This is a genomic window from Streptomyces sp. NPDC015139, from assembly GCF_043079785.1.
In the GTDB taxonomy this organism is placed as follows: domain Bacteria; phylum Actinomycetota; class Actinomycetes; order Streptomycetales; family Streptomycetaceae; genus Streptomyces; species Streptomyces albidocamelliae.
In genome coordinates this window covers 469,108-489,089 of record NZ_JBIBUW010000004.1, presented here as the reverse complement: position 1 = coordinate 489,089, position 19,982 = coordinate 469,108, and the positions used below count along the sequence as shown (strand labels likewise).

Below are 19,982 nucleotides of genomic sequence, written 5' to 3'. Positions count from 1 at the left end.
CCGGTGCTGTCCGGCCGGGGCGCCCCACGCGCGCGTGCGGGCGGGTCAGCCGCCCAGCTCCTGGTGACGGGCGGCGAGCCGGGCCGCGCCCTCCTCGGTCAGGGAGCCGAACAGGCGCAGCCGGGAGATGCCGCCGTCGGGGAAGATGTCGACGCGCGCGTGCGTGCCGACCGCCGGCCGCGGCAGGACGAAGCGGTGGTTGGTGTCGGGCTGGAGGCGGGTGCGCGGCAGGATCTCCGTCCACTCGCCGTCCTCCCCGTCCTTGACGGAGACCGAGGCCCAGCCGGCGCTGTTGCCCTTCAGATAGGCGGTGTCGATCTCGACGGCCCGGATCTGCGACTCGGACACCAGGCGGTAGCGGATCCAGTCGTTGCCCTGGTCACGGCGGCGGCGGGTCTCCCAGCCGTCGTCCATCTTGCGGGAGCGGCCCGGCTGGATGGTGTTGGTGGCCGGGGAGTAGAAGAGGTTGGAGGCGTCCTCGACCTGTCCGCCGTTCTCCAGCGCGACCACGTCGAAGGTGCCCAGCACCGTCAGCCACGCGGGGTCGGGCACGACCTCGCCGTACACGCGCAGCCGGGCGATGCCGCCGTCGGGGTGCTGGTTGACGCGCAGGTGCGTGAAGCTCTGCTCGACGGAGACGGCGAAACCGTTGGCCGCGTGGCCGCCGACCGCCGTGCGCGGGACGAGGGTCGTCCACTTCACGTCGTCGCGGAGCAGTTCCTCCGGGGAGGGCGAGCCCGGCACGGAGGTGCCCTCGACCGAGACCGCCTGCGGGTAGTTGCCGCGGAAGTGCGCGGTGTCGACGACGATCCCGCGGATCACTCCGGGCGCGCCGAGGCGTACCAGGGCCCAGTCGTGGTCCTCCGCGGTCGGCCAGGGGTGCTCGGCGGAGGCGCCGCGCCGGCGGCGGGTCTCCCAGCCGTCCATGATCTTGCCCTTGTGGCCGAAGTGCTCGGGGTCGAACTCGGCCGGCTCGGGCACCAGCAGGTTCTCCCGCTGCGCGAAGAACTCGTCGTTGGCGGCGATGACACCGGCGCCGAGCTGCCGGTCGGCGAGGTTGGCGTACTGGGTGAAGGGCAGGTCGGCGGTGCGGTAGTCCGCGTACGGGTCGCCGCCTCCGTAGGGGTTCGCGTCGCCGGTGAAGGTGGCCCAACTCGAATGTTGCTGCGCCGTCACGGTGATCAGGGGTTCCTTTCTGGAGTCGGCCGGGTTCGGGGGGTGGGTCACTGGGGGCGGGCGAGCAGCGTGCCCTTCGGGCCGGTGAACTCGCCGTCGGCGACGATGCGCTCGCCGCGCAGCCAGGTGGACTTGACGACGCCGTACAGGGTCTTGCCGGCGTAGGCGGTGACCCGGTTGCGGTGCTGGAGGCCGGCCGGGTCGACGGTGAAGGTCTCGTCGGGGGCGAGGACGGCGAAGTCGGCGTCCCGGCCGGGGGCGATGGCGCCCTTGGAGCCGTCGAGGCCGACGAGTTCCGCGGTCCGCGTGGACATCCAGCGGACGACGTCCTCCAGCCCGTGGCCGCGCCTGCGGGCCTCGGTCCAGACGGCGGACAGGCTCAGCTGGAGGCCGGAGATGCCGCCCCAGGCGGTGGCGAAGTCGTCGGTCTTGAGGTCGGCGGTGGACGGCGAGTGGTCGGTCACCACGCAGTCGACCGTGCCGTCGGCGAGGGCCTCCCAGAGCAGGTCCTGGTTGGCGGCCTCGCGGATGGGCGGGCAGCACTTGAACTCGCTCGCGCCGTCCGGGACCTCTTCGGCCGTCAGGGTGAGGTAGTGCGGGCAGGTCTCCACGGTGACGCGGACGCCGTCGGCGCGGGCGGCGCGGATCAGCGGCAGCGCGTCGCTGGAGGACAGGTGCAGGACGTGCACGCGCGCGTTCAGCCGCCGGGCCTGCGCGACGAGGCTCGCGATGGCCGTGTCCTCGGCGTCGCGGGGGCGGGAGGCGAGAAAGTCGGCGTACTTGGGGCCGCCGTGCTGCGGGGCGGCGTCCAGGTGGTGCGGGTCCTCGGCGTGCACGATCAGCAGCCCGTCGAACCCGGCGATCTCCGCCAGGGACCGGGCCAGCCGGTCCTGGTCGAGGTGCGGGAACTCGTCGACGCCGGACGGGGACAGGAAGGCCTTGAAGCCGAAGACGCCTGCGTCGTGCAGCGGGCGCAGGTCCTTGACGTTGCCGGGCAGGGCCCCGCCCCAGAAGCCGACGTCGATGTGCGCCTTGTCCCGGGCCACGTCCTGCTTGATCCGCAGGTGGTCGACGGTCGTGGTGGGCGGGAGGGAGTTGAGCGGCATGTCGATCAGGGTGGTGATGCCGCCGGCCGCCGCCGCGCGCGTCGCGGTCCAGAAGCCCTCCCAGTCGGTGCGGCCCGGGTCGTTGACGTGCACGTGGGTGTCGACCAGGCCGGGCAGCAGGACGTGGTCGCCGACGTCCTCCAGCCGGGCCGCGGCCGGGACCTCGGCGTCGTACGGCAGGACGGCGGTGATCCTCCCGGCGGACACGGTGACCGTCGCGGCCCGCGTCCCTTCCGGGGTGATGACGCGCGTCGAGCGCAGCACCAGTTCAGCGTCGGACACCCGAACCCCTCTCTGTACCGCTGTTGTACGTCCAGGAAACGGGATGTACACCCACGTAACGGATTTCAACGTTCTGTTGAAGGAGTCTTCACTCCCGCTTCCGCGCCGTCAAGGGGCACACTTCTGGGCAGTACGTCACCTGCGTCCACTCTGGACGTTTCCACAAAGCGGAATTAGAATTCCAGCAAGCAGAACGTAGCTACGTACAAGCGGGCAGTCAACCGGCCGCCGGGTAGGCTTCTGCCCTCCCGCCAGTCCCGAAAGGAACGCGCCGTGCCGACGTCCAGCGCCAGCACCACCGACTCCGCCAAATCCTCCACCGGAGGCGGGGTCCAGTCCCTGGAGCGCGCCTTCGACCTGCTCGAGCGCATGGCGGACGCGGGCGGCGAGGTCGGCCTGAGCGAGCTGTCCGCGACCAGCGGGCTGCCGCTGCCGACCATCCACCGGCTGATGCGCACGCTGGTCGCCTGCGGGTACGTCCGTCAGCAGCCGAACCGGCGCTACGCGCTCGGTCCCCGGCTCATCCGGCTCGGCGAGTCGGCGTCCCGGCTGCTCGGCACCTGGGCGCGGCCCTATCTGGCCCGGCTGGTCGAGGAGACCGGCGAGACCGCGAACATGGCGCTGCTCGACGGCGACGAGATCGTGTACGTGGCGCAGGTGCCGTCGAAGCACTCGATGCGGATGTTCACGGAGGTCGGCCGGCGGGTCCTGCCCCACTCGACCGGGGTGGGCAAGGCCCTGCTCGCGGGCGTTCCGGACGACGAGGTGCGCGCGCTGCTGTCCCGTACGGGCATGCCGGCCGCGACGGAGAAGACCATCACCACGCCGGAGGGGTTCCTCGCCGCGCTGGCGGACGTCCGGCAGGCCGGGTACGCCGTCGACGACAACGAGCAGGAGATCGGAGTGCGCTGCCTCGCGGTGTCCGTGCCGGACTCCCCGACCGCCGCGGCGATCTCCATCTCGGGGCCGGCCGGGCGGGTCACCGAGGCCGCGACCGACAAGATCGTGCCGGTGCTCCAGCAGATCGCCGTCGAACTGTCCCAGGCACTGGCCAGCTCGGGCGCCTAGGGCCTGTCGTTCGGATCAGGCCCGGCCCGGCTCACGGTGCCTTGTCGGCCGGCCCGAGCGGGGCGTGGAGCGTGCAGCCGCAAGGCGGAGGAGGGCGGCGACGCGGGCATGATCCAAACGACAGGCCCTAGCAGCCGGGGCGGCGGCGTCCCGCGTCCGAGCGGGCTCACGAGCGACGCCGCGTATCCCCTTCACAGCGGACCCCAGGCCTGGATCGCCCGCCGGACGCCCGACCGGGGCCGACCCTGCCCAGCGGGTCGGACAGGGCCCTGCGCCGCCCGTTGCGTCGACATCACCTCGTGCGAGGGGAAGACCGTCTGACGCCCGATCGTGATCCACAGGTGTACAACCCCGCGTGGCTCCCGGCTGTCTCAGAGGCGCCGGAGGACGAGTCCCCGGCGCCTTCCAGTACGGAGATCGGGGATCAGGTGGGGAAGAAGGTCTGGAGAGCTGTCGTGGCCGGTGGCGCGGCGGCGGTGTTCACGGGCGTGGCCGCGGTGCCGGCCGGGGCGGCCGAGGGAGGGGTTGCGTTCACCCGTGTCCAGGTGAACGGCGGCAAGCCCATCGTGATCGGGGTGTCGAAGGAGGTCGCAGCGCCGACCTCCTTCCGGATGGCGACCACCCACAGGTGGAAGTGGCCGGCGGTGTTCCTTTACCGCGGCGGTACGGGTGACCGCCTGTGGCACGCCATCGAGACGAGCGACTGCATCAAGGTGAGCTCGGGCGTGTGCGACTTCAACGAGACGATGTACTTCGACCCGACCGTGTGGGACATGCACAACAGCGAGGCCGGAGCCTGGAAGGTCGCGGCCGAGGTCTCCTTCGAGGGCGGCGGCGGTGACACCGATGCCGAGGACCTCACGGTCTACGTCAAGCGCGGTTCCCGCCTGACCGTGAACGCCTCGCCCGAGCCGGTGTCCAAGGGCGGGACCATCACGGTGACCGGAAAGGTCACGCGGGCCAACTGGGAGACCAAGAAGTACGCCTCCTACGAAGGCCGCCTGGTGAGTCTGCAGTTCAAGCCGACCGGAGCCACCTCCTACACCACGGTGAAAAAGGTGTACGCGAACGGTTCGGGTGATCTCAGGACGACCGTGAAGGCATCGAAGACGGGCACGTGGCGCTGGGTGTACTACGGCAACACCACCACCGCGCCGTCGACTTCGGCCGGGGACCAGGTCGTAGTGAAGTGAGTGGTCCTGGGGCGCCGGATCCCGAACAGCTCAACCGGTCGCGGCGCTCCAGCCCTGGCCGGCTACAGAGAACCGCTCCCTGAACGGCTCGCGAGCCCGGACCGCTCGGTCCGGGCTCTCTCGAGCGCCCCGGAATCCGGCCCGGCCACCCCCGACGCCACCGCGAGGGCCCACGCGAAGGCCCCGCTGTCAGGTTCGTGGGGGTTCGCCGAAGAGGTCCACCGCTTCGCGTACGTCCCCGAGTGCCCTCGCCAGCGCGCTCACCGAGCCGATCGCCGCCGCGATCAGTAACAGGCTGCCGCGCAGCCGCAGCGTCTCCGGGGTGCCGCCGGAGGCCATGGCCGCGAGGGAGGCCAGTTCGTCCTCGGCTATGCCCCGGTCGGGGAAGTCGGTGGGAAGCGCGGCGAGTTCGCGGCGCAGCCGGGAGACGGCCGTATGCAGTTCCACCACCCTCGGGTCCTCGTCGCTGCCGGTCACTGGCCTCTGCCCCAAGCTCCGCAACACAGCCCTCCCCCAGACACGCCGTCGTGCGCGGGTCAGTAAACGCCACCCCGTACGGGAGCGCCACAGCGCGGACCGAAATTCAGCCCAACGGAATCGGCACCGGAAATCAGGACGCTTCCGCCGTCGTCGGGTATGCAGGACTCATGACGGACAACCAGGATCATCGGGGGGATGTCGCCGGACTGCTGCTCGCCGCAGGCGGCGGCCGGCGGCTCGGCGGGCGGCCCAAGGCGCTGCTGGAACACCGGGGGCGGCCCCTGGTCGAGCACGCGGTGGAGGTGCTGCGGGCGGCCGGATGCGGACGCGTCCACGTCGTCCTGGGCGCCGGCGCGGACGACGTGCGCAAGCGCGCCGAGCTCGACGACTGCGTGCTGGTGGAGAACCCGGACTGGGCCGAGGGCATGGGCACGTCCCTGCGCGCGGGGCTGGAATCGCTCGCCGGCACGGGCGTGCGCGCGGCCCTCGTGAGCCTGGTCGACCAGCCCGGCATCGGCCCCGCCGCGGTGGCCCGGGTGCTGAGCGCGTACGAGGACGAGAACTCGCTGGTCTCGGCCGCGTACGACGGGCAGCGGGGGCATCCGGTGCTCTTCGGGGCCGCGCACTGGGCGGGCATCGCGGCGACCGCCACCGGAGATCGTGGGGCGCGCGCCTACCTGAAGGAGCACGCGGCCTCGGTCAGGCTCGTGGAGTGCGCGGACGTGGCCGAGCCGTACGACATCGACACCACGGCCGACCTGCGCCACCTTGAGTGAACGGGGTGGCACCGGGCGCCACCTTGCCTCGACTCAGAGAATCTCGACATCAACAAACCATTGAAGTTCCACGATGAGGAAACTACTATCCACTGTTCAGAAGCGCCTGACCGCACAGCTGGCGCAGTTCGTCCCGTTCGTGCCCCTAGGCACCCGGTGCCACCGCTGAAGGAAGTGACAGCTCATGTCCGCACCAGCGCCGTCCCCGCTGGCCATCGTCGACGCCGAGCCCCTGCCCCGGCAGGAAGAGGTCCTCACGGACGCCGCGCTCGCCTTCGTGGCGGAGCTACACCGGCGGTTCACCCCGCGCCGTGACGAACTCCTCGCCCGCCGGGCCGAGCGCCGCGCCGAGATCGCCCGCACCTCCACGCTCGACTTCCTCCCGGAGACCGCCGCGATCCGCGCGGACGACTCCTGGAAGGTCGCCCCGGCCCCGGCCGCGCTGAACGACCGGCGCGTCGAGATCACCGGCCCCACCGACCGCAAGATGACCATCAACGCGCTCAACTCGGGCGCCCGGGTCTGGCTCGCCGACTTCGAGGACGCCTCCGCGCCCACCTGGGAGAACGTCGTTCACGGCCAGCTCAACCTGATCGCCGCCTACACCCGGACCATCGACTTCACCGACCCCGGGTCCGGCAAGTCCTACGCCCTGCGCCCGGCCGAGGAGCTGGCGACCGTCGTCATGCGCCCGCGCGGCTGGCACCTGGACGAGCGCCACCTCGTCGACGCCGACGGCCGCGCCGTCCCCGGCGCCCTCGTCGACTTCGGCCTGTACTTCTTCCACAACGCCCAGCGCCTGCTGGACCTCGGCAAGGGCCCGTACTTCTACCTGCCCAAGACCGAGTCGCACCTCGAGGCCCGCCTGTGGAACGACGTGTTCGTCTTCGCCCAGGAGTACGTCGGCATCCCGCAGGGCACGGTCCGTGCCACCGTCCTGATCGAGACGATCACGGCCGCGTACGAGATGGAGGAGATCCTCTACGAACTGCGCGACCATGCCGCCGGGCTGAACGCCGGCCGCTGGGACTACCTGTTCTCCATCGTCAAGAACTTCCGTGACGGCGGGGCCAGGTTCGTCCTGCCGGACCGCAACGCGGTGACGATGACCGCCCCGTTCATGCGGGCGTACACCGAACTCCTCGTGCGCACCTGCCACAAGCGCGGCGCGCACGCGATCGGCGGCATGGCGGCCTTCATCCCGTCGCGGCGCGACGCCGAGGTCAACAAGGTGGCCTTCGAGAAGGTCCGCGCCGACAAGGACCGCGAGGCGAACGACGGCTTCGACGGCTCCTGGGTCGCCCACCCCGACCTGGTGCCGATCGCCCTGGAGTCCTTCGACCGGGTCCTCGGCGACAAGCCCAATCAGAAGGACCGGCTGCGCGAGGACGTCCACGTCGAGGCCGCCGACCTGATCGCCGTCGACTCGCTGGAGGCGAAGCCGACGTACGCCGGTCTCGTCAACGCCGTGCAGGTCGGCATCCGTTACATCGAGGCCTGGCTGCGCGGGCTCGGGGCGGTCGCCATCTTCAACCTGATGGAGGACGCGGCCACCGCCGAGATCTCCCGCTCCCAGATCTGGCAGTGGATCAACGCGGGCGTCGAGTTCGAGAACGGCGACAGGGCCACCCCGGAGCTGGCGCGCAAGGTCGCCGCCGAGGAACTCGACGCCATCCGCAAGGAGATCGGCGAGGAGGCCTTCGCGGCCGGCCACTGGCAGGAGGCCCACGACCTGCTGCTGCGCGTCTCCCTCGACGAGGACTACGCCGACTTCCTCACCCTGCCGGCGTACGAGCAGCTGCGCGGCTGAGCCGCACACCGACCCGTCCGCGCGACCGAGTGGCCCAGGGGCTCCCCCGGCCCACTCGGTCGCCTGCGAGCATCCGATCCGGACGCGAGCGTGCCGCGGGTCAGCCGAGGTGCGCCGACCAGTCCTGTTCCGCCGCCGGCCTGCCGTGCAGATCGGGCACCCGCTTCAGCCAGTCCGGGCGGCCCGCCTGCGTCTTCGCCGCGCGGGCGGCCTCCTCGGCCGCGAGCTCCTCGCGGCTCGGGAAGTCGGTGGGCAGCCACCGGGGCGAGAGCCGGACGCGGGCCAGCAGGTAGTCGACGTAGGCGTCCCGGACGTCGTCGGCGGTGGCGAACCCGGCGTCCTCGGCCAGCCAGGCGTCCGGCACCTCGGCGGCGATCGCGCGCAGCAGCTCCTCCGTCACGCGTGGCGCCAGCTCCGCGTCGGCGGCGCGGACGTCGGGGCCGTAGTGGCCGAGGGCGTGGTGGCGGAAGTCGTACTTCCGGCCGGGGGTCGTGGTGTCCCAGCGGTGGTGGAAGACCAGCGCGGCGCCGTGGTCGATGAGCCACAGGCGCGGGGGCACGGTGCCGAACGTGGGCCAGACCATCAGGTTGGAGCTGTGCACCGTGCGGTCCACGTTGGCCGTCAGCGCGTCCAGCCAGACGATCCGGCCCGCCTCCAGCGGATCCACCGGGAAGACCTTCGCGATGTCCGGGGTGAAGTCCCGGGCGCCCGGCAGATAGTCCATGCCGAGGTTGACCCCGGCGCTCGCGCCGTGCAGATCCCGCACCTCCTGGTGCGGCTCGCCGGCGGCGATCGCCGGATCGAAGTGCACCAGGACCAGCTCGGGGAAGCGCAGCCCGAGCGCGCGGGCGAGTTCGCCGACGATCACCTCGGCGACCAGCGCCTTGTGGCCCTGCGCGGAGCCGGTGAACTTCACGACGTACGTGCCGAGGTCGTCGGCCTCCACGACGCCGGGGACGGAGCCACCGGAGCGCAGAGGTTCGACGTAGCGGGTCGCGGTTACCGCTCGCATCATCTTCCAGGGCCCCACCGGTCGATTACCTTCTATTTCACGGCCAGCTTCGACGCGGTGCAATCCGGGGAGGCCTCCCGGAAGTGAGCATAGTGACCGGGGAGCGGGCCCCGCTCCTCGGCGCCGCCCCGGGGCCGGCGGTCCCGGCGGTCAGGACACGCGAACCAGCCGCGGTTCGGTGGCGCGGGCGGCGTGCGTGCCGTACGTCCGGTCGATGCGGGCGATCAGGTCCGCGGCGGTCGGCTCGTACTCCTGGGTGCCGACCGATTCGAGGGCCGTGGTGGCCAGTGCGCAGCCCAGGCGGGCGGCCTGCTCCGACGGCCAGCCCCAGGCCACGCCGGCGAGGAATCCGGCGCGGAAGGCGTCCCCGGCGCCGGTGGGGTCGGCGATCCTGTCGGTGGGCACGGCGGGGATCCGCAGCGTCGCGCCGTCCGCTCCCCGCACGGAGACCCCCGCCTCGCCCAGCGTGGTGATCCAGGTGCCGATACGGCCGAGGAGCTCCCGCTCCGTCCAGCCGGTGCGCTCGTGCAGCAACGCGGCCTCGTACTCGTTGGTGAACAACCAGCGTGCGCCGTCCACGAGTTCGCGGGCCTGCTCGCCGGTGAGTCGGGCGAGCTGCTGGGACGGGTCGGCGGCGACCGGGACGCCGAGCCGGTGGGCCGTGGCGGTATGGCGCAGCATGGCGGTGGGGTCGTCGGCGCCGACCAGGACGAACGCGGGCGTGCCGTGCCGGCGGACCACGCCGGCCAGGTCGATCCGGGCCGCCTCGGCCATGGCACCGGCGTAGAAGGTGGCGATCTGGTTCTGGTCGTCGTCGGTGGTGCACACGAAGCGGGCGGTGTGCAGACGGTCGCTGACCCGGACCTCGGACGTGTCGACGCCGTTCGCAGCGAGCCGGGCGCCGTACTCGGCGAAGTCGACGCCCGCCGCACCGATCAGGAGGGGGGCGAGGCCGAGCCGTCCGAGTCCGAAGGCGATGTTCGCGCCGACTCCCCCTCTGCGCACGTCCAGCCGGTCGGCGAGGAACGACAGGGAGACCCGTTCCAGCTGCTCCGCGAGCAGCTGTTCCGCGAAGCGGCCGGGGAACACCATCAGGTGGTCGGTCGCTATCGAACCGGTCACGGCGATACGCATGGAGAGAACTCCTTGAAGCGGGGACCAGGGTGGGGACGGGACGGCTTCGGTGGCCGGCGCGTTCCGGGGGCGCGGTGCGCGGCCCGGGGAGGGGGACCGCGCACCGCGAGCTGCCGCCCGCGCCGGGTGTCAGGCGGCCTTCGCGGCCCTGCGCAGGGCGTCGGCGCGGTCGGTGCTCTCCCAGGTGAACTCCGCGAGTTCGCGGCCGAAGTGACCGTAGGCGGCCGTCAGGGAGTAGATGGGGCGGAGCAGGTCGAGGTCGCGGATGATCGCGGCCGGGCGGAGGTCGAAGACCTCGGTGACGGCCTGCTCGATCTTCTCGACGGCGACCGAGTGGGTGCCGAAGGTCTCGACGAACAGGCCGACCGGCTCGGCCTTCCCGATCGCGTACGCGACCTGCACCTCGCAGCGCTCCGCCAGCCCGGCGGCGACGACGTTCTTGGCGACCCACCGCATGGCGTAGGCGGCCGAACGGTCCACCTTGGACGGGTCCTTGCCGGAGAAGGCGCCCCCGCCGTGCCGGGCGTAGCCGCCGTACGTGTCGATGATGATCTTCCGGCCGGTCAGCCCCGCGTCGCCCATCGGGCCGCCCACCTCGAAGCGGCCGGTCGGGTTGACCAGCAGGCGATGGTCGTCGGTGGCCAGCTCGATGCCGTCGCCCGCGAGCCGCGCGAGGACGTGTTCGACGACGTGGGTGCGGATGTCGGGGACGAGGAGGCCGTCCAGGTCGATGTCCCCCGCGTGCTGCGAGGAGACGACGACGGTGTCCAGGCGGACCGGCCTGCTGCCCAGGTACTCGACGGTGACCTGGGTCTTGCCGTCCGGGCGCAGATAGGGGACGGTGCCGTCCTTGCGGACCTCGGCCAGGCGGCGCGAGAGCCGGTGGGCCAGATCGATCGGCAGCGGCATCAGGGTGGGCGTCTCGGCCGTCGCGTAGCCGAACATCAGGCCCTGGTCCCCGGCGCCCTGCCGGTCCAGTTCGTCCTCGTCCTCTCGGGAGGCGCCCCGGACGCGCTGCTCGTACGCGGTGTCGACGCCCTGCGCGATGTCGGGAGACTGCGCGCCGATCGACACCGACACCCCGCAGGACGCTCCGTCGAAGCCCTTGGCGGAGGAGTCGTAGCCGATGTCGAGGATCTTCTGCCGCACCAGGGTGGCGATGTCGGCGTAGGCGGAGGTCGACACCTCGCCCGCGACATGGACCTGGCCGGTGGTGATCAGGGTCTCGACCGCGACGCGCGACGCGGGGTCCTGACGGAGCAGTTCGTCGAGGATGCTGTCGCTGATCTGGTCCGCGATCTTGTCGGGGTGTCCTTCGGTGACGGACTCGGAGGTGAACAGGCTGCGGGACATGACACTCCAGGACGGTGAGGGGTGGGCACGTGACGGCACGTCGCGTCGCGTGCGGGGTGCGCCTTCGGGCCGGCCTTCCGTGAGCTGCCGGGCGCGCCGGGGCGGGCGGAGCGGACGGGCCGTGGCCCCGCCCCGCCGGTGGCGCCCGTCCGCCGTCGCGGGCGGGCGTCACCGGCCGGTGCAGTCCGTGACCGGTGGCGGCGCCGTTCGTTCGGGCGCCTTCCCGCCTCGCGTCACCGCGTGGCCGCGGCCTTGCGGAACACCCAGTAGTCGGCGCCCTCCTCCGCGATGTAGGCGGCGTTCCTGAGGGTCAGCTCCAGCGTTGCCCGGCCGGTCACCTCGGGCGACCGGGCGAAGTCCTCGAAGCCGGTCTCCGTGGCGTAGCTGCCGCGGGTGGACACCACGATCAGGGCGCCGGGGCGGGCGTACTCGAAGAGCGTGAGCAGTGCCGTCGGACGGACGTGGCCCAGGGTGAAGACGCCGCTGCTGACCACGATGTCGTACACGTCCAGGCGCTCGTCGCGGCGGCCGGAGGACAGGTCCACCCCGCCGTAGACCTTCCGGTAGGCGTGGGTCCTGGCGGCCTCGGCGGCCATCTGCTCGGAGAGGTCGACGCCGTCGACGACGTAGTCGCCGAGGGTGCGCAGGAAGCCGCCGACGAGGCCGGTGCCGCAGCCGGCGTCGAAGACGGTGGTCCGCGGCGGTCCGTAGGCGGAGGCGAGGAGGTGGACGAGGTTCGCCGCGACGCGGGGGGCCACCCACTGCTGGTCGGCGAGGTCCTGGTCGTACCGGGTCGCCCAGTCCTCGTAGTAGCTCTTCAGTCCGGTGGCGTCGTCGAAGAACACATGCGAATTGGCGATGTTCGCGTAGGAGTTGCTCATGATTTTCCTCCCTTGAGGCTCAACTAGACAGGCGTGGCGCTCTTTTCACCGGCTCACGCGCGTGGCCGCGGGAACGGCCTCCGCATCGGATGCGTCGGGGGCGGAAAGTGCCTCTTTCGAGCGGACGTTCCTCACGTCGAAGACCATGTAGACGGAGATTCCGGCGAGAATGCAGAGGGCACCGGCTATTTCGGTCCAGGTGGGGGTCCGCTGTTCCACCGGAAGGCTGAGGATCGCCCCGAAGATGGTCTCCGTGGCGAGGAGCGGGCCGACCAGCGGCACCGGAATTCCCTGCGCCGCCTTGACCCAGATGTAGGTCCCCCACCAGGAGCCGATGACGCCCAGGAAGACGCACCACGTGATGATCTTGAAGAGCGGGTACGGGCTGAAGGTCTCCTCCGGGGTGGAGACGATCGCGTACGGCAGCAGCACCATCGACGCGCCGCCGGCCCCCATCGCCACGAGGGCGGCCCAGATCGTCGGGTCGGGCCTGGTCTCCCAGGTGCGCTGCGACTGGGCGTTGCGCACCACGAAGTACGACCACGTCAGCATCGCGCCGAGGGCGAGGGCGATCCCGAGGAGGGAGTTCCCGGCGCCGTCGCCCCCGCCCTGGACGAAGTCGGTGACGCTGAGCAGGTTGATGCCGGCGAGGATGAGGAGGACCGGGGCGATCAGCTGGCTCCAGGACATCCGCTTCTCGGCGAAGTTCCCCGCGACCGCGATGGTGATGGGTGACGCCCCGACCACCACGGCGGTGATGAAGCCACTGCCCGCGGTCGCCGAGTAGGACACGCAGATGTAGAAGACGAAGTAGCCGACGAATCCGATGTACAGCCCGAAGAGGATCCTGCGCAGCGGCATCAGCTTGAGCTGCTTTCGGCTCCTGATCAGCACATAGAGACCGCACAGGCCGAACAGGGAGTACCGGCCGGTCACCAGCAGGAGCTCGCTCGCGGGTTTGACCGCGGCCGGGGCGACGAACGCCGTGGCCCACAGCAGGGCCGCCGTCAGCGCGGCCATCACGTTCTTCTGTGTACTACCCATTACAGAGTCGGCTCCAGTGCACGGACCTCGCCGGTCTCGAACCCGTTCCGGGCGAGCCAGTCCGCGTTGTAGATCTTGGACAGGTACTTGGTGCCGCTGTCCGGCAGTACGGTGACGACCGTCGCCGGGCCGGACAGCGACCGGGCCACCTGCACGGCACCCCACACGTTCGCGCCGGCGGTGCCGCCGCAGACGAGTCCTTCGTGGCGGGCCAGGTGCCGGCAGGTGGCGAAGGCGTCGGCGTCGCTGAACCGGAGCACCTCGTCGACCGTGGAGAAGTCCATGCACCGGGCGAGGTGGTCCTCGCCGGCGCCCTCGACGAAGTAGGGCGCGATCTGCCCCGGGTCGACGACGCCGTCGTGGAAGTAGCGGTGGTAGATGGAGCCGACGGGGTCCAGCAGGACCGACCTGACCTCCGGTTTCCGCTGCTTGAGGAAGCGCGAGGTGCCGGAGATGGTGCCGCCGGTGCTCCCCGACGCGACGAACGCCGTCACCGCGTCGCCGAGGGCGTCCCAGATCTCGGGGCCCGTGGAACGGAAGTGGGCCTCCGCGTTGAGGGGGTTGTCGTACTGGTTGAGCATGAAGGAGCCCGGCGTGGCGGCGTGGATGGTCCTCGCGCGCGTCACGTAGTGGTCCGGCGCGTCCGGGAGCGCGGAGGTGGGGCAGACGATCACCTCCGCCCCCATGGCGCGCAGGGCGTCCCGCTTCTCCCTGCTCACCTTGTCGGGCATCGTCAGGACCGCGCGGTAGCCACGCGTGGCCGCGAGCATCGCGATGGCCGCCCCGGTGTTGCCGGACGTGTTCTCGACGATGGTCGCCCCCGGTGCGATCAGCCCGCGGCGCTCGGCGTCGTCGACGATGTACCGGACGATCCGGTCCTTGATGCTGCCGCCCGGATTCATGAACTCGGCCTTGGCGAAGATCCGCACGTCGGCCGGAACGTCGAAGGTCTTCAGCTCGACGAGGGGTGTCTCGCCGATGAACGACTGGATATCCATCCCGAATCCTTAGTGATCACTTCCGAAGAGGGCGGCCCGGCGGAGAGGGCGACGACCCGGCGCGAAGGCGGCGCCCGACTGGAAGGGGCCTACGGAGCGGACCCATGGCCCCCGCCCCACGGGGGGCGGGCTCCGGCCGGGGACCCTGCTTGGTCGGGGGCGGGTTCGCCCGGTGCGGCTCAGAGGGCGGAGCCGGGGATCTTGACGGAGTCGAGGATCGCCACGGTGTGCCCGACCTTCTCCCCCTGTTCGACCAGGCGCAGGGCGTCCGCGGCCGTGATGGCGTGCGGCGCGAGCTCCTGTTCGATCCCCAGCGCTCGGGCGCCGGCGCCGGCCGGGGACAGTCCTTCGAAGGCGTCCCGCAGCACGGGCACCGGATAGAAGTGGAACGGGCCGAGGCCCTCCCGCTCCCAGCGGGCGAAGCCGCCGACGACCTCGTCCGGTTCGGACTGGACCTTCCAGGTGTACGTCAGGATGCTGCCGTTGTAGCCGGCGGCACCGGAGAGGGCGAGGATCTCGGACAGCGGGATGCGGGCGCCGATCGACGACAGCACCCGGCCGCCGACCCGCAGTGCCGGGTGGGCCTGCTGGAGCGCCAGGTAGTGCAGGGAGACGAGGTTCTTCTCGGCGAAGCCGGGGATCTCCTCGTCGCGCTCGGCGATGAACGTCGAGCTGGTCCGGCCGTCGTCGAGGTCGGCGCTGCGTGCCATCGGGATGTTGGGCAGGTTCTCGTAGACCACGTCGAGCTGCGACAGCTTCCCGGCCAGCGGGGCGAGCAGATCGCCGGCGCCCGCGACCAGTTCGACGTCGCGCGCCAGGAGGTTGGCCTCGATGTTGGCCCGCGCGTAGGCGACGACGTCCTCGTGGAGGTCGGTGAATCCGACGTGGCGCGCCTTCAGGATCTCCACGGCGGCCAGGACGTCCAGGCCCGCGCCCGTACCGATCGTGCAGAAGCGCGGGGCGAGGAAACCCATCTCGGCCAGGGTCTTGAAGGCGGGGACCGCGACGCTCGCGACCCAGTCGGCCCGCGGCTCGTCCGCCTTCGGAAGGTAGGAGTGGTCCGAGAGCCTGAGCCCTATGGAGGACCTGATGCGCGCGGGATCCTCGATCTCGAAGAACTCACCTGGTGACAGCACCAGTTCGGCATGGGCGATCTGCGTACTCATCTGGTTCTCCTTCGGTGTGACGGCAGCGCGAATTCCGCGAGAACTTCCGGGCTCGACCGGGGCGGAAGGGGGCCGACGGCCGTACGAACCGGCCCGCACCGAGGAATGGGCGGCAACCGCGCCCTCCTGCCGAACCGTTCTTCCGGAACGGCATTCCCCCCGGGGTGGAAGTGAATTCACTATCGCCAGCCGTCACCGACGCTGTACAGGGTTGCCCTGTTGCCTCTCGACAGGCAACTCCGGTGCACCCGGCACGCATCCGGCCTGTTCCGCTTCCTCCGCCACCCGTGTGACGCCACGGATTCGAGCCACACCGCCGCCCTTTCGGCCGTGACACCGCGCGGTACGAGTGGTGCGGAGCGAGACACGGGCGCCCGTTCCGCGATCGCCCGCGCTGGCCCGGGCCCCTGGCCCCGCGCGCCTCCGGCCTCCCCGCACGGCGCTGCGGAGGGCGGGCCCACGGCACCGGAGGGGGTCGTTCCGTAGCAGTGCCGTCGACGTGCCGCAACCGGAGGAACCATTCAAGTCAGCTTCCTCAGGGCGCCGTTGACACCGCGAAGATCGAATCCATACCATGTAGCTATACCGGTTGGTATACGCCTCACCTCCCCCCACCCGAAGGAGATGGGAACGTGTCGCTCCACAGGTCAGCCACGGCGACCACCGGGGCAGCGGAACCCCCCGCACCACGCGGCCGCGCACGCGCCGCCGATCCACCTCGGCACCCGCGGGAGGCGGGACGCCGCACGACGGCGCTCCGGCCCGTATGCGCGGAGGGAGCTCACCCGTGAAGCCCCTCTACCTTCGCGAGGACACCGAGCGACAGCGGGAAAGGCTCGCCGCCACGGCCCGGCACCTGCACCGGAGCGGCTGGATGCCGGGAACGTCCGGCAGTGTGTCCCTGCGCTCCGGCGACGCGGTCCTCATCACGGCACACGACCTCGACAAGGGCCGGATGGACGCCCGGGACACGGTCCTGATCGACCCGTCCGAAGGGCTGCCGCTCCTCGGGGAGACCGAGTGGCCCTGCGCCGAGACACCGGTCCACCTCGCGCTCCACGGCTACCTGCCCGACTGCGAGACGGTGGTGCACCTGCGGGCGGCGGCCGTCACGACGCCGGCCGCGTTCACCTGCGGCCCGGGCGGATCCACGCCGACGATGCTGCCGGCCCTCCCGGCACGGCCCGACCCCGGCCGTACGGCCGACGAGGTGCGGGCCGCCCTCGACCGCACGGCCGCAGGCGCACCGGCCGCTCTCCTCGTGGCGGACGCGGGCGTGTTCACCTGGGGACGCGACCTCGGCGAGGCGCTCGCCGCGCTGGACGGGGCCGTGAAGCGGAGCCGCTCGCCGCTGCGGCCGGGCGCCGCCCCGGACCCGGCCGGGTGGACCAGGTGACGCTGCTTTTGGTCATGCCCGCGGACGCGCCGGGGGACGTGCGGCTGCGCTCCGACGACCCGGAGGTCATCCGCAGGGAACTGCTCTGGATCGGCGTGCGTTTCGACAGATGGCACGCCGCGCACAGACTTCCCGCCGAGGCCGACGACGCCGCCATCACCCGCGCGTACCGCTGCCACCTCGACCATGTCCGCGCCGAGAGCGGCTGCCGGGCCGTCGAGATCACCCGTCTGCCGCAGGGACCGGACGGCCCGGCCCCGGCAGGGCACGGTCCCTCCCCGGCGGGTCCGGATCAGCCGCTCTGCGAGGACTGCTCCGGTGAGCACCTCCACGAGGAGGACCTGGTGCGGTTCGTCGTGGCGGGCTCGGCCTGCTTCTTCCTCCATGTCTCCGGTGCGGTGCACGCGGTGCTCTGCACGGCGGGAGACCTGCTGTCCGTGCCCGGGCGTACGGCCCACTGGTTCGACGCCGGTGCGGATCCGCGGTACACGGCCGTCCGTTTCCGCCAGGACGCGGGCGGCGGCACGCGGTCCCTGCCCCACGGCCTCGCCGCCCGGTTCCCCGGCTTCGACGCGCTGGCGGCCCCACGATGACGGACGCCCGTGCCCGGTCCCGGACCGGCCGATGTCGCGCCTTCGGCAGATCGGGCGACGCCGTCACCGGCGCACGCTGACCTCGACGGCGCTCCGCCGCGGCGGCGCCAGGTCGCGTTCCGGCGGTGGGCGGTCCCACCTGTCCGCGGACGGTCGGACGTCCGGGAATCCGCCGACCCGGCCAACTCCCCTCCGGGACTGGCCACTCGCAACCGTCTTCACGATCCAGGGGGCTCGAAAGTGGTACGGGAACCGGTACAGGGCACCACACCGATGCGCACGTCGCACCAGGAGACCGGATGCCCACCGAGTGCCGGCGAGCCGGCGTCCTTCGGGCAGCTGCTGCGCTCACTTCGTCAGCAACGCGGTCTTTCCCTCGCCCAGTTGGCGACCCGCGCACACTTCAACCGGGGTCATGTCAGCAAGATCGAGAACGGCAAGCGGCCCCCGTCGGTGAGCTTCGCGAGGGCCTGCGACCGCGCGCTCGACGCGGGCACCACCTTCGCCGCCATCGCCCTGGCCCTGGAGTCCGCGTCCCGGCCGCAGCGGGGCTGGGTACGCCCCGGTCAACTGCCGTCGGCCAAGCGCAACTTCGTCGGGCGACAGGAGGAGATGCGCCGTCTCGACGGACTGCTGCGAGGAGCCGAGCAGGCCCTCGCCGTGCCGGTCGCGGTCATCAGCGGACTGCCGGGCGTCGGCAAGACCGCCGTCGCGGTCCAGTGGGCGCATCACGCCGTCAGCAACGGTCACTTCCGCGACGGCCAGCTCTTCGTCAATCTGCAGGGTCCGGGACCGGGAACGGCGGCCGCCCCGTCCGACGTCCTGGCGGACCTGCTCCGCACGCTGGGGGTCCCCGCCGACCGGATCCCGGCCGATCTGGACCAGCGGGCCGCGACGTTCCGCTCGTACCTGCACGGCCGCGAGATGCTGCTGGTGCTGGACAACGCCGCGGACGCCCAGCAGATCTACCCGCTGCTGCCCGGCTCCCCCGGGTGTGCGGTGGTCGTGACCAGCCGTTCACGCCTGCCGGGTCTGATGTCCGTGGCCGAGGCGGCCACGCTGCGGCTCACCGAGTTGTGCCGGCCGGAGGCCGCCCTGCTGATCCGGGCGATCATCGGGGACCCGCGGGCCGACGCCGACCCGGCGGCCGTCGACGTGCTGGCGGAACGCTGCGGCCGGCTCCCGCTGGCCCTGGTGCTGGCCGGCGAGCACATCGTGAGCCGTCAGCAGCGCAGCGCCGACGCCCTGGCCCGCGAACTCAAGCCCGAACGCGCCCGGCTGAACCTGGCCGAGGGCGATGTCGTGCTGCGCGACGCCTTCGCCACGTCGTACCGGGCGCTGGACGAGCAGAGTGCCCGTCTGTTCCGCCTGCTGGGTCTGCTGCCCAGCCGTCTCATCGACGCCGACGCCACCGCGGCCACCGCGGGGGTCAGTCAGGACGAGGCGTCGCGCATGCTGCGCGGCCTCGCCAGCGTGCACCTGATCCACCGCCAGGACGAACGCCACTACCTCATGCACCAGTTGCTGCGGACCTACGCGGCGGACCTGGCACGCCAGATGGACCAGGAGGCCGGGCACATCCAGGCGCTGCGCTCCACCCCGGACGGGGTCACCACGGGTTCGGCACCCCTGTCCTCGCTCGTCGCCTAGGAGGACGCGGGGCGGGGGCTCCCCGGCCGGGCGGCGGTGTCCCTCACGAACGCGCGAGCGCCCCGGCGAGGGACTTCTCGACCAGGACGGCGGCCATGTGCGCCGCACGGTCGACGGCCTGGTCCACGGAGTGCATGGAGTCGGCGACGCAGGCACCCTCGTGGAGGATCAGCACCTGGGCGGCCAGCGCGGCCGGGTCGGCGGCGCGCGCCTGTCCGGCGAGATCCTCTAGATAGGTGAGGAGCCAGGTCTTCTGCTCGCGGGCCACCTTGCGCCCGGGATGGTCCTCCGGCAGTTCCACGGCGGCGTTGATGAAGGCGCACCCGCGCGAGTTGCGCTCCCGCATCCAGGAGCGCAGGGCGTCGAAGGTGGCGAGGATCTTCTGCTCGGGCGGTCCGTCGTGTCCGTTGACGTGCTTCACCAGCGTGGAGCGCCACAGCCCGTCACGGGCGCGCAGATACGCCACGATGAGCTGTTCCTTCGAGCCGAAACGGTCGTAGATGGTCTTCTTGGTGACGCCCGCCTCCTCGGCGATCGCCTCCACGCCGACGGCACGGATCCCCTGCTCGTAGAAGAGCCGAGACGCGGTCTCGAGGATCTTCACGCCCGCAGGGGTCAGATGCTGCGTCCCGCGCCTCTTGCCGCCTCGGCCTGCGGTGCCGTTGCCAACAGTCACGGCCACACGGTACACCGATCGGTATAGTTCCGACAGTCACCGAGCGCCCCGGGAACACGGAGGCGTTCCGCATCGCGCGCCGTCAACGCGCGCCTGCGGCAGGTCACTTCCGGATCCCTCCCCGACATGCCGCCGATGGCGCAATCGGCATCCGCGGCACCGCGCCGGGGCACGCTGGGCCGCGCACA

18 protein-coding genes are annotated in these 19,982 nt (G+C 71.7%); 7 read left to right on the top strand and 11 right to left on the bottom strand.

From position 1 onward, the window contains the following. Positions 1-45 precede the first annotated feature (45 nt). Positions 46-1,176: an allantoicase gene (alc, locus tag ACF08B_RS14430; protein WP_392317622.1), complete on the bottom strand. Its 1,131-nt coding sequence runs from the start codon at positions 1,174-1,176 to the stop codon at positions 46-48. A 47-nt stretch (positions 1,177-1,223) separates the two neighbouring features. After that, complete coding sequence (allB, locus tag ACF08B_RS14425) at positions 1,224-2,564, bottom strand: allantoinase AllB (protein WP_392317621.1); 1,341 nt, start codon at positions 2,562-2,564, stop codon at positions 1,224-1,226. A 273-nt stretch (positions 2,565-2,837) separates the two neighbouring features. On the opposite strand from allB, the gene ACF08B_RS14420 reads away from it, so the two are divergent. Continuing rightward, complete coding sequence (locus tag ACF08B_RS14420; protein ID WP_392317620.1) at positions 2,838-3,632, top strand: IclR family transcriptional regulator; 795 nt, start codon at positions 2,838-2,840, stop codon at positions 3,630-3,632. 428 nt (positions 3,633-4,060) lie between these two features. Beyond that, the gene (locus ACF08B_RS14415; RefSeq protein WP_392317619.1) at positions 4,061-4,825 is read left to right on the top strand and encodes a hypothetical protein; all 765 of its coding nucleotides are present in this window, start codon (positions 4,061-4,063) and stop codon (positions 4,823-4,825) included. Positions 4,826-5,014: 189 nt separating this feature from the next. Here ACF08B_RS14415 and ACF08B_RS14410 read toward each other — a convergent pair whose 3' ends face one another. Then, entirely contained in the window at positions 5,015-5,329 is a 315-nt protein-coding gene (locus tag ACF08B_RS14410) for a DUF5955 family protein (protein ID WP_392317618.1), read from the bottom strand. A 143-nt stretch (positions 5,330-5,472) separates the two neighbouring features. On the opposite strand from ACF08B_RS14410, the gene ACF08B_RS14405 reads away from it, so the two are divergent. Further along, positions 5,473-6,081, top strand: coding sequence for an NTP transferase domain-containing protein (locus ACF08B_RS14405; RefSeq protein WP_392317617.1), 609 nt, complete (start codon positions 5,473-5,475; stop codon positions 6,079-6,081). A 184-nt stretch (positions 6,082-6,265) separates the two neighbouring features. Next, positions 6,266-7,891 (top strand): malate synthase A, encoded by a 1,626-nt coding sequence (gene aceB, locus ACF08B_RS14400; RefSeq protein ID WP_392317616.1) that lies wholly within the window; start codon positions 6,266-6,268, stop codon positions 7,889-7,891. A 100-nt stretch (positions 7,892-7,991) separates the two neighbouring features. Here the strand turns inward: aceB and ACF08B_RS14395 are convergent, their stop codons facing one another. The 7 genes from ACF08B_RS14395 to ACF08B_RS14365 all read right to left on the bottom strand — a co-directional run bounded on the left by ACF08B_RS14395 (position 7,992) and on the right by ACF08B_RS14365 (position 15,479). Further along, positions 7,992-8,906, bottom strand: a complete 915-nt coding sequence (locus ACF08B_RS14395; protein ID WP_392317615.1) for a HipA family kinase — start codon at positions 8,904-8,906, stop codon at positions 7,992-7,994. A gap of 147 nt (positions 8,907-9,053) precedes the next feature. Continuing rightward, positions 9,054-10,037, bottom strand: a complete 984-nt coding sequence (locus ACF08B_RS14390) for a carbohydrate kinase family protein (RefSeq protein WP_392317614.1) — start codon at positions 10,035-10,037, stop codon at positions 9,054-9,056. Positions 10,038-10,166: 129 nt separating this feature from the next. Then, positions 10,167-11,390, bottom strand: coding sequence for a methionine adenosyltransferase (gene metK, locus ACF08B_RS14385; protein ID WP_392317613.1), 1,224 nt, complete (start codon positions 11,388-11,390; stop codon positions 10,167-10,169). Positions 11,391-11,623: 233 nt separating this feature from the next. Beyond that, positions 11,624-12,271: a class I SAM-dependent DNA methyltransferase gene (locus tag ACF08B_RS14380; RefSeq protein WP_392317612.1), complete on the bottom strand. Its 648-nt coding sequence runs from the start codon at positions 12,269-12,271 to the stop codon at positions 11,624-11,626. 45 nt (positions 12,272-12,316) lie between these two features. Further along, positions 12,317-13,315, bottom strand: a complete 999-nt coding sequence (locus ACF08B_RS14375) for a DMT family transporter (RefSeq protein ID WP_392317611.1) — start codon at positions 13,313-13,315, stop codon at positions 12,317-12,319. Then, entirely contained in the window at positions 13,315-14,313 is a 999-nt protein-coding gene (locus tag ACF08B_RS14370) for a PLP-dependent cysteine synthase family protein (protein WP_392317610.1), read from the bottom strand. The genes ACF08B_RS14375 and ACF08B_RS14370 overlap by 1 nt, the downstream gene beginning before the upstream one ends. A 179-nt stretch (positions 14,314-14,492) precedes the next feature. Then, positions 14,493-15,479, bottom strand: coding sequence for a class I SAM-dependent methyltransferase (locus tag ACF08B_RS14365; RefSeq protein WP_392317609.1), 987 nt, complete (start codon positions 15,477-15,479; stop codon positions 14,493-14,495). Positions 15,480-16,266: 787 nt separating this feature from the next. Here ACF08B_RS14365 and ACF08B_RS14360 point away from each other — a divergent pair. From ACF08B_RS14360 to ACF08B_RS14350, 3 genes are all read left to right on the top strand, one after another. Further along, the gene (locus ACF08B_RS14360; protein WP_392317608.1) at positions 16,267-16,875 is read left to right on the top strand and encodes a class II aldolase/adducin family protein; all 609 of its coding nucleotides are present in this window, start codon (positions 16,267-16,269) and stop codon (positions 16,873-16,875) included. Next, positions 16,872-17,468 (top strand): cupin, encoded by a 597-nt coding sequence (locus ACF08B_RS14355; RefSeq protein ID WP_392317607.1) that lies wholly within the window; start codon positions 16,872-16,874, stop codon positions 17,466-17,468. Before ACF08B_RS14360 ends, ACF08B_RS14355 begins: the two co-directional genes overlap by 4 nt. A 273-nt stretch (positions 17,469-17,741) precedes the next feature. Further along, entirely contained in the window at positions 17,742-19,118 is a 1,377-nt protein-coding gene (locus ACF08B_RS14350; protein WP_392317606.1) for a helix-turn-helix domain-containing protein, read from the top strand. A 43-nt stretch (positions 19,119-19,161) separates the two neighbouring features. On the opposite strand, the gene ACF08B_RS14345 is transcribed toward ACF08B_RS14350, so the two are convergent. After that, on the bottom strand, positions 19,162-19,794 hold the full coding sequence (locus ACF08B_RS14345) for a TetR/AcrR family transcriptional regulator (protein WP_392317605.1): 633 nt from the start codon (positions 19,792-19,794) through the stop codon (positions 19,162-19,164). Between the last annotated feature and the right edge of the window lie 188 nt (positions 19,795-19,982).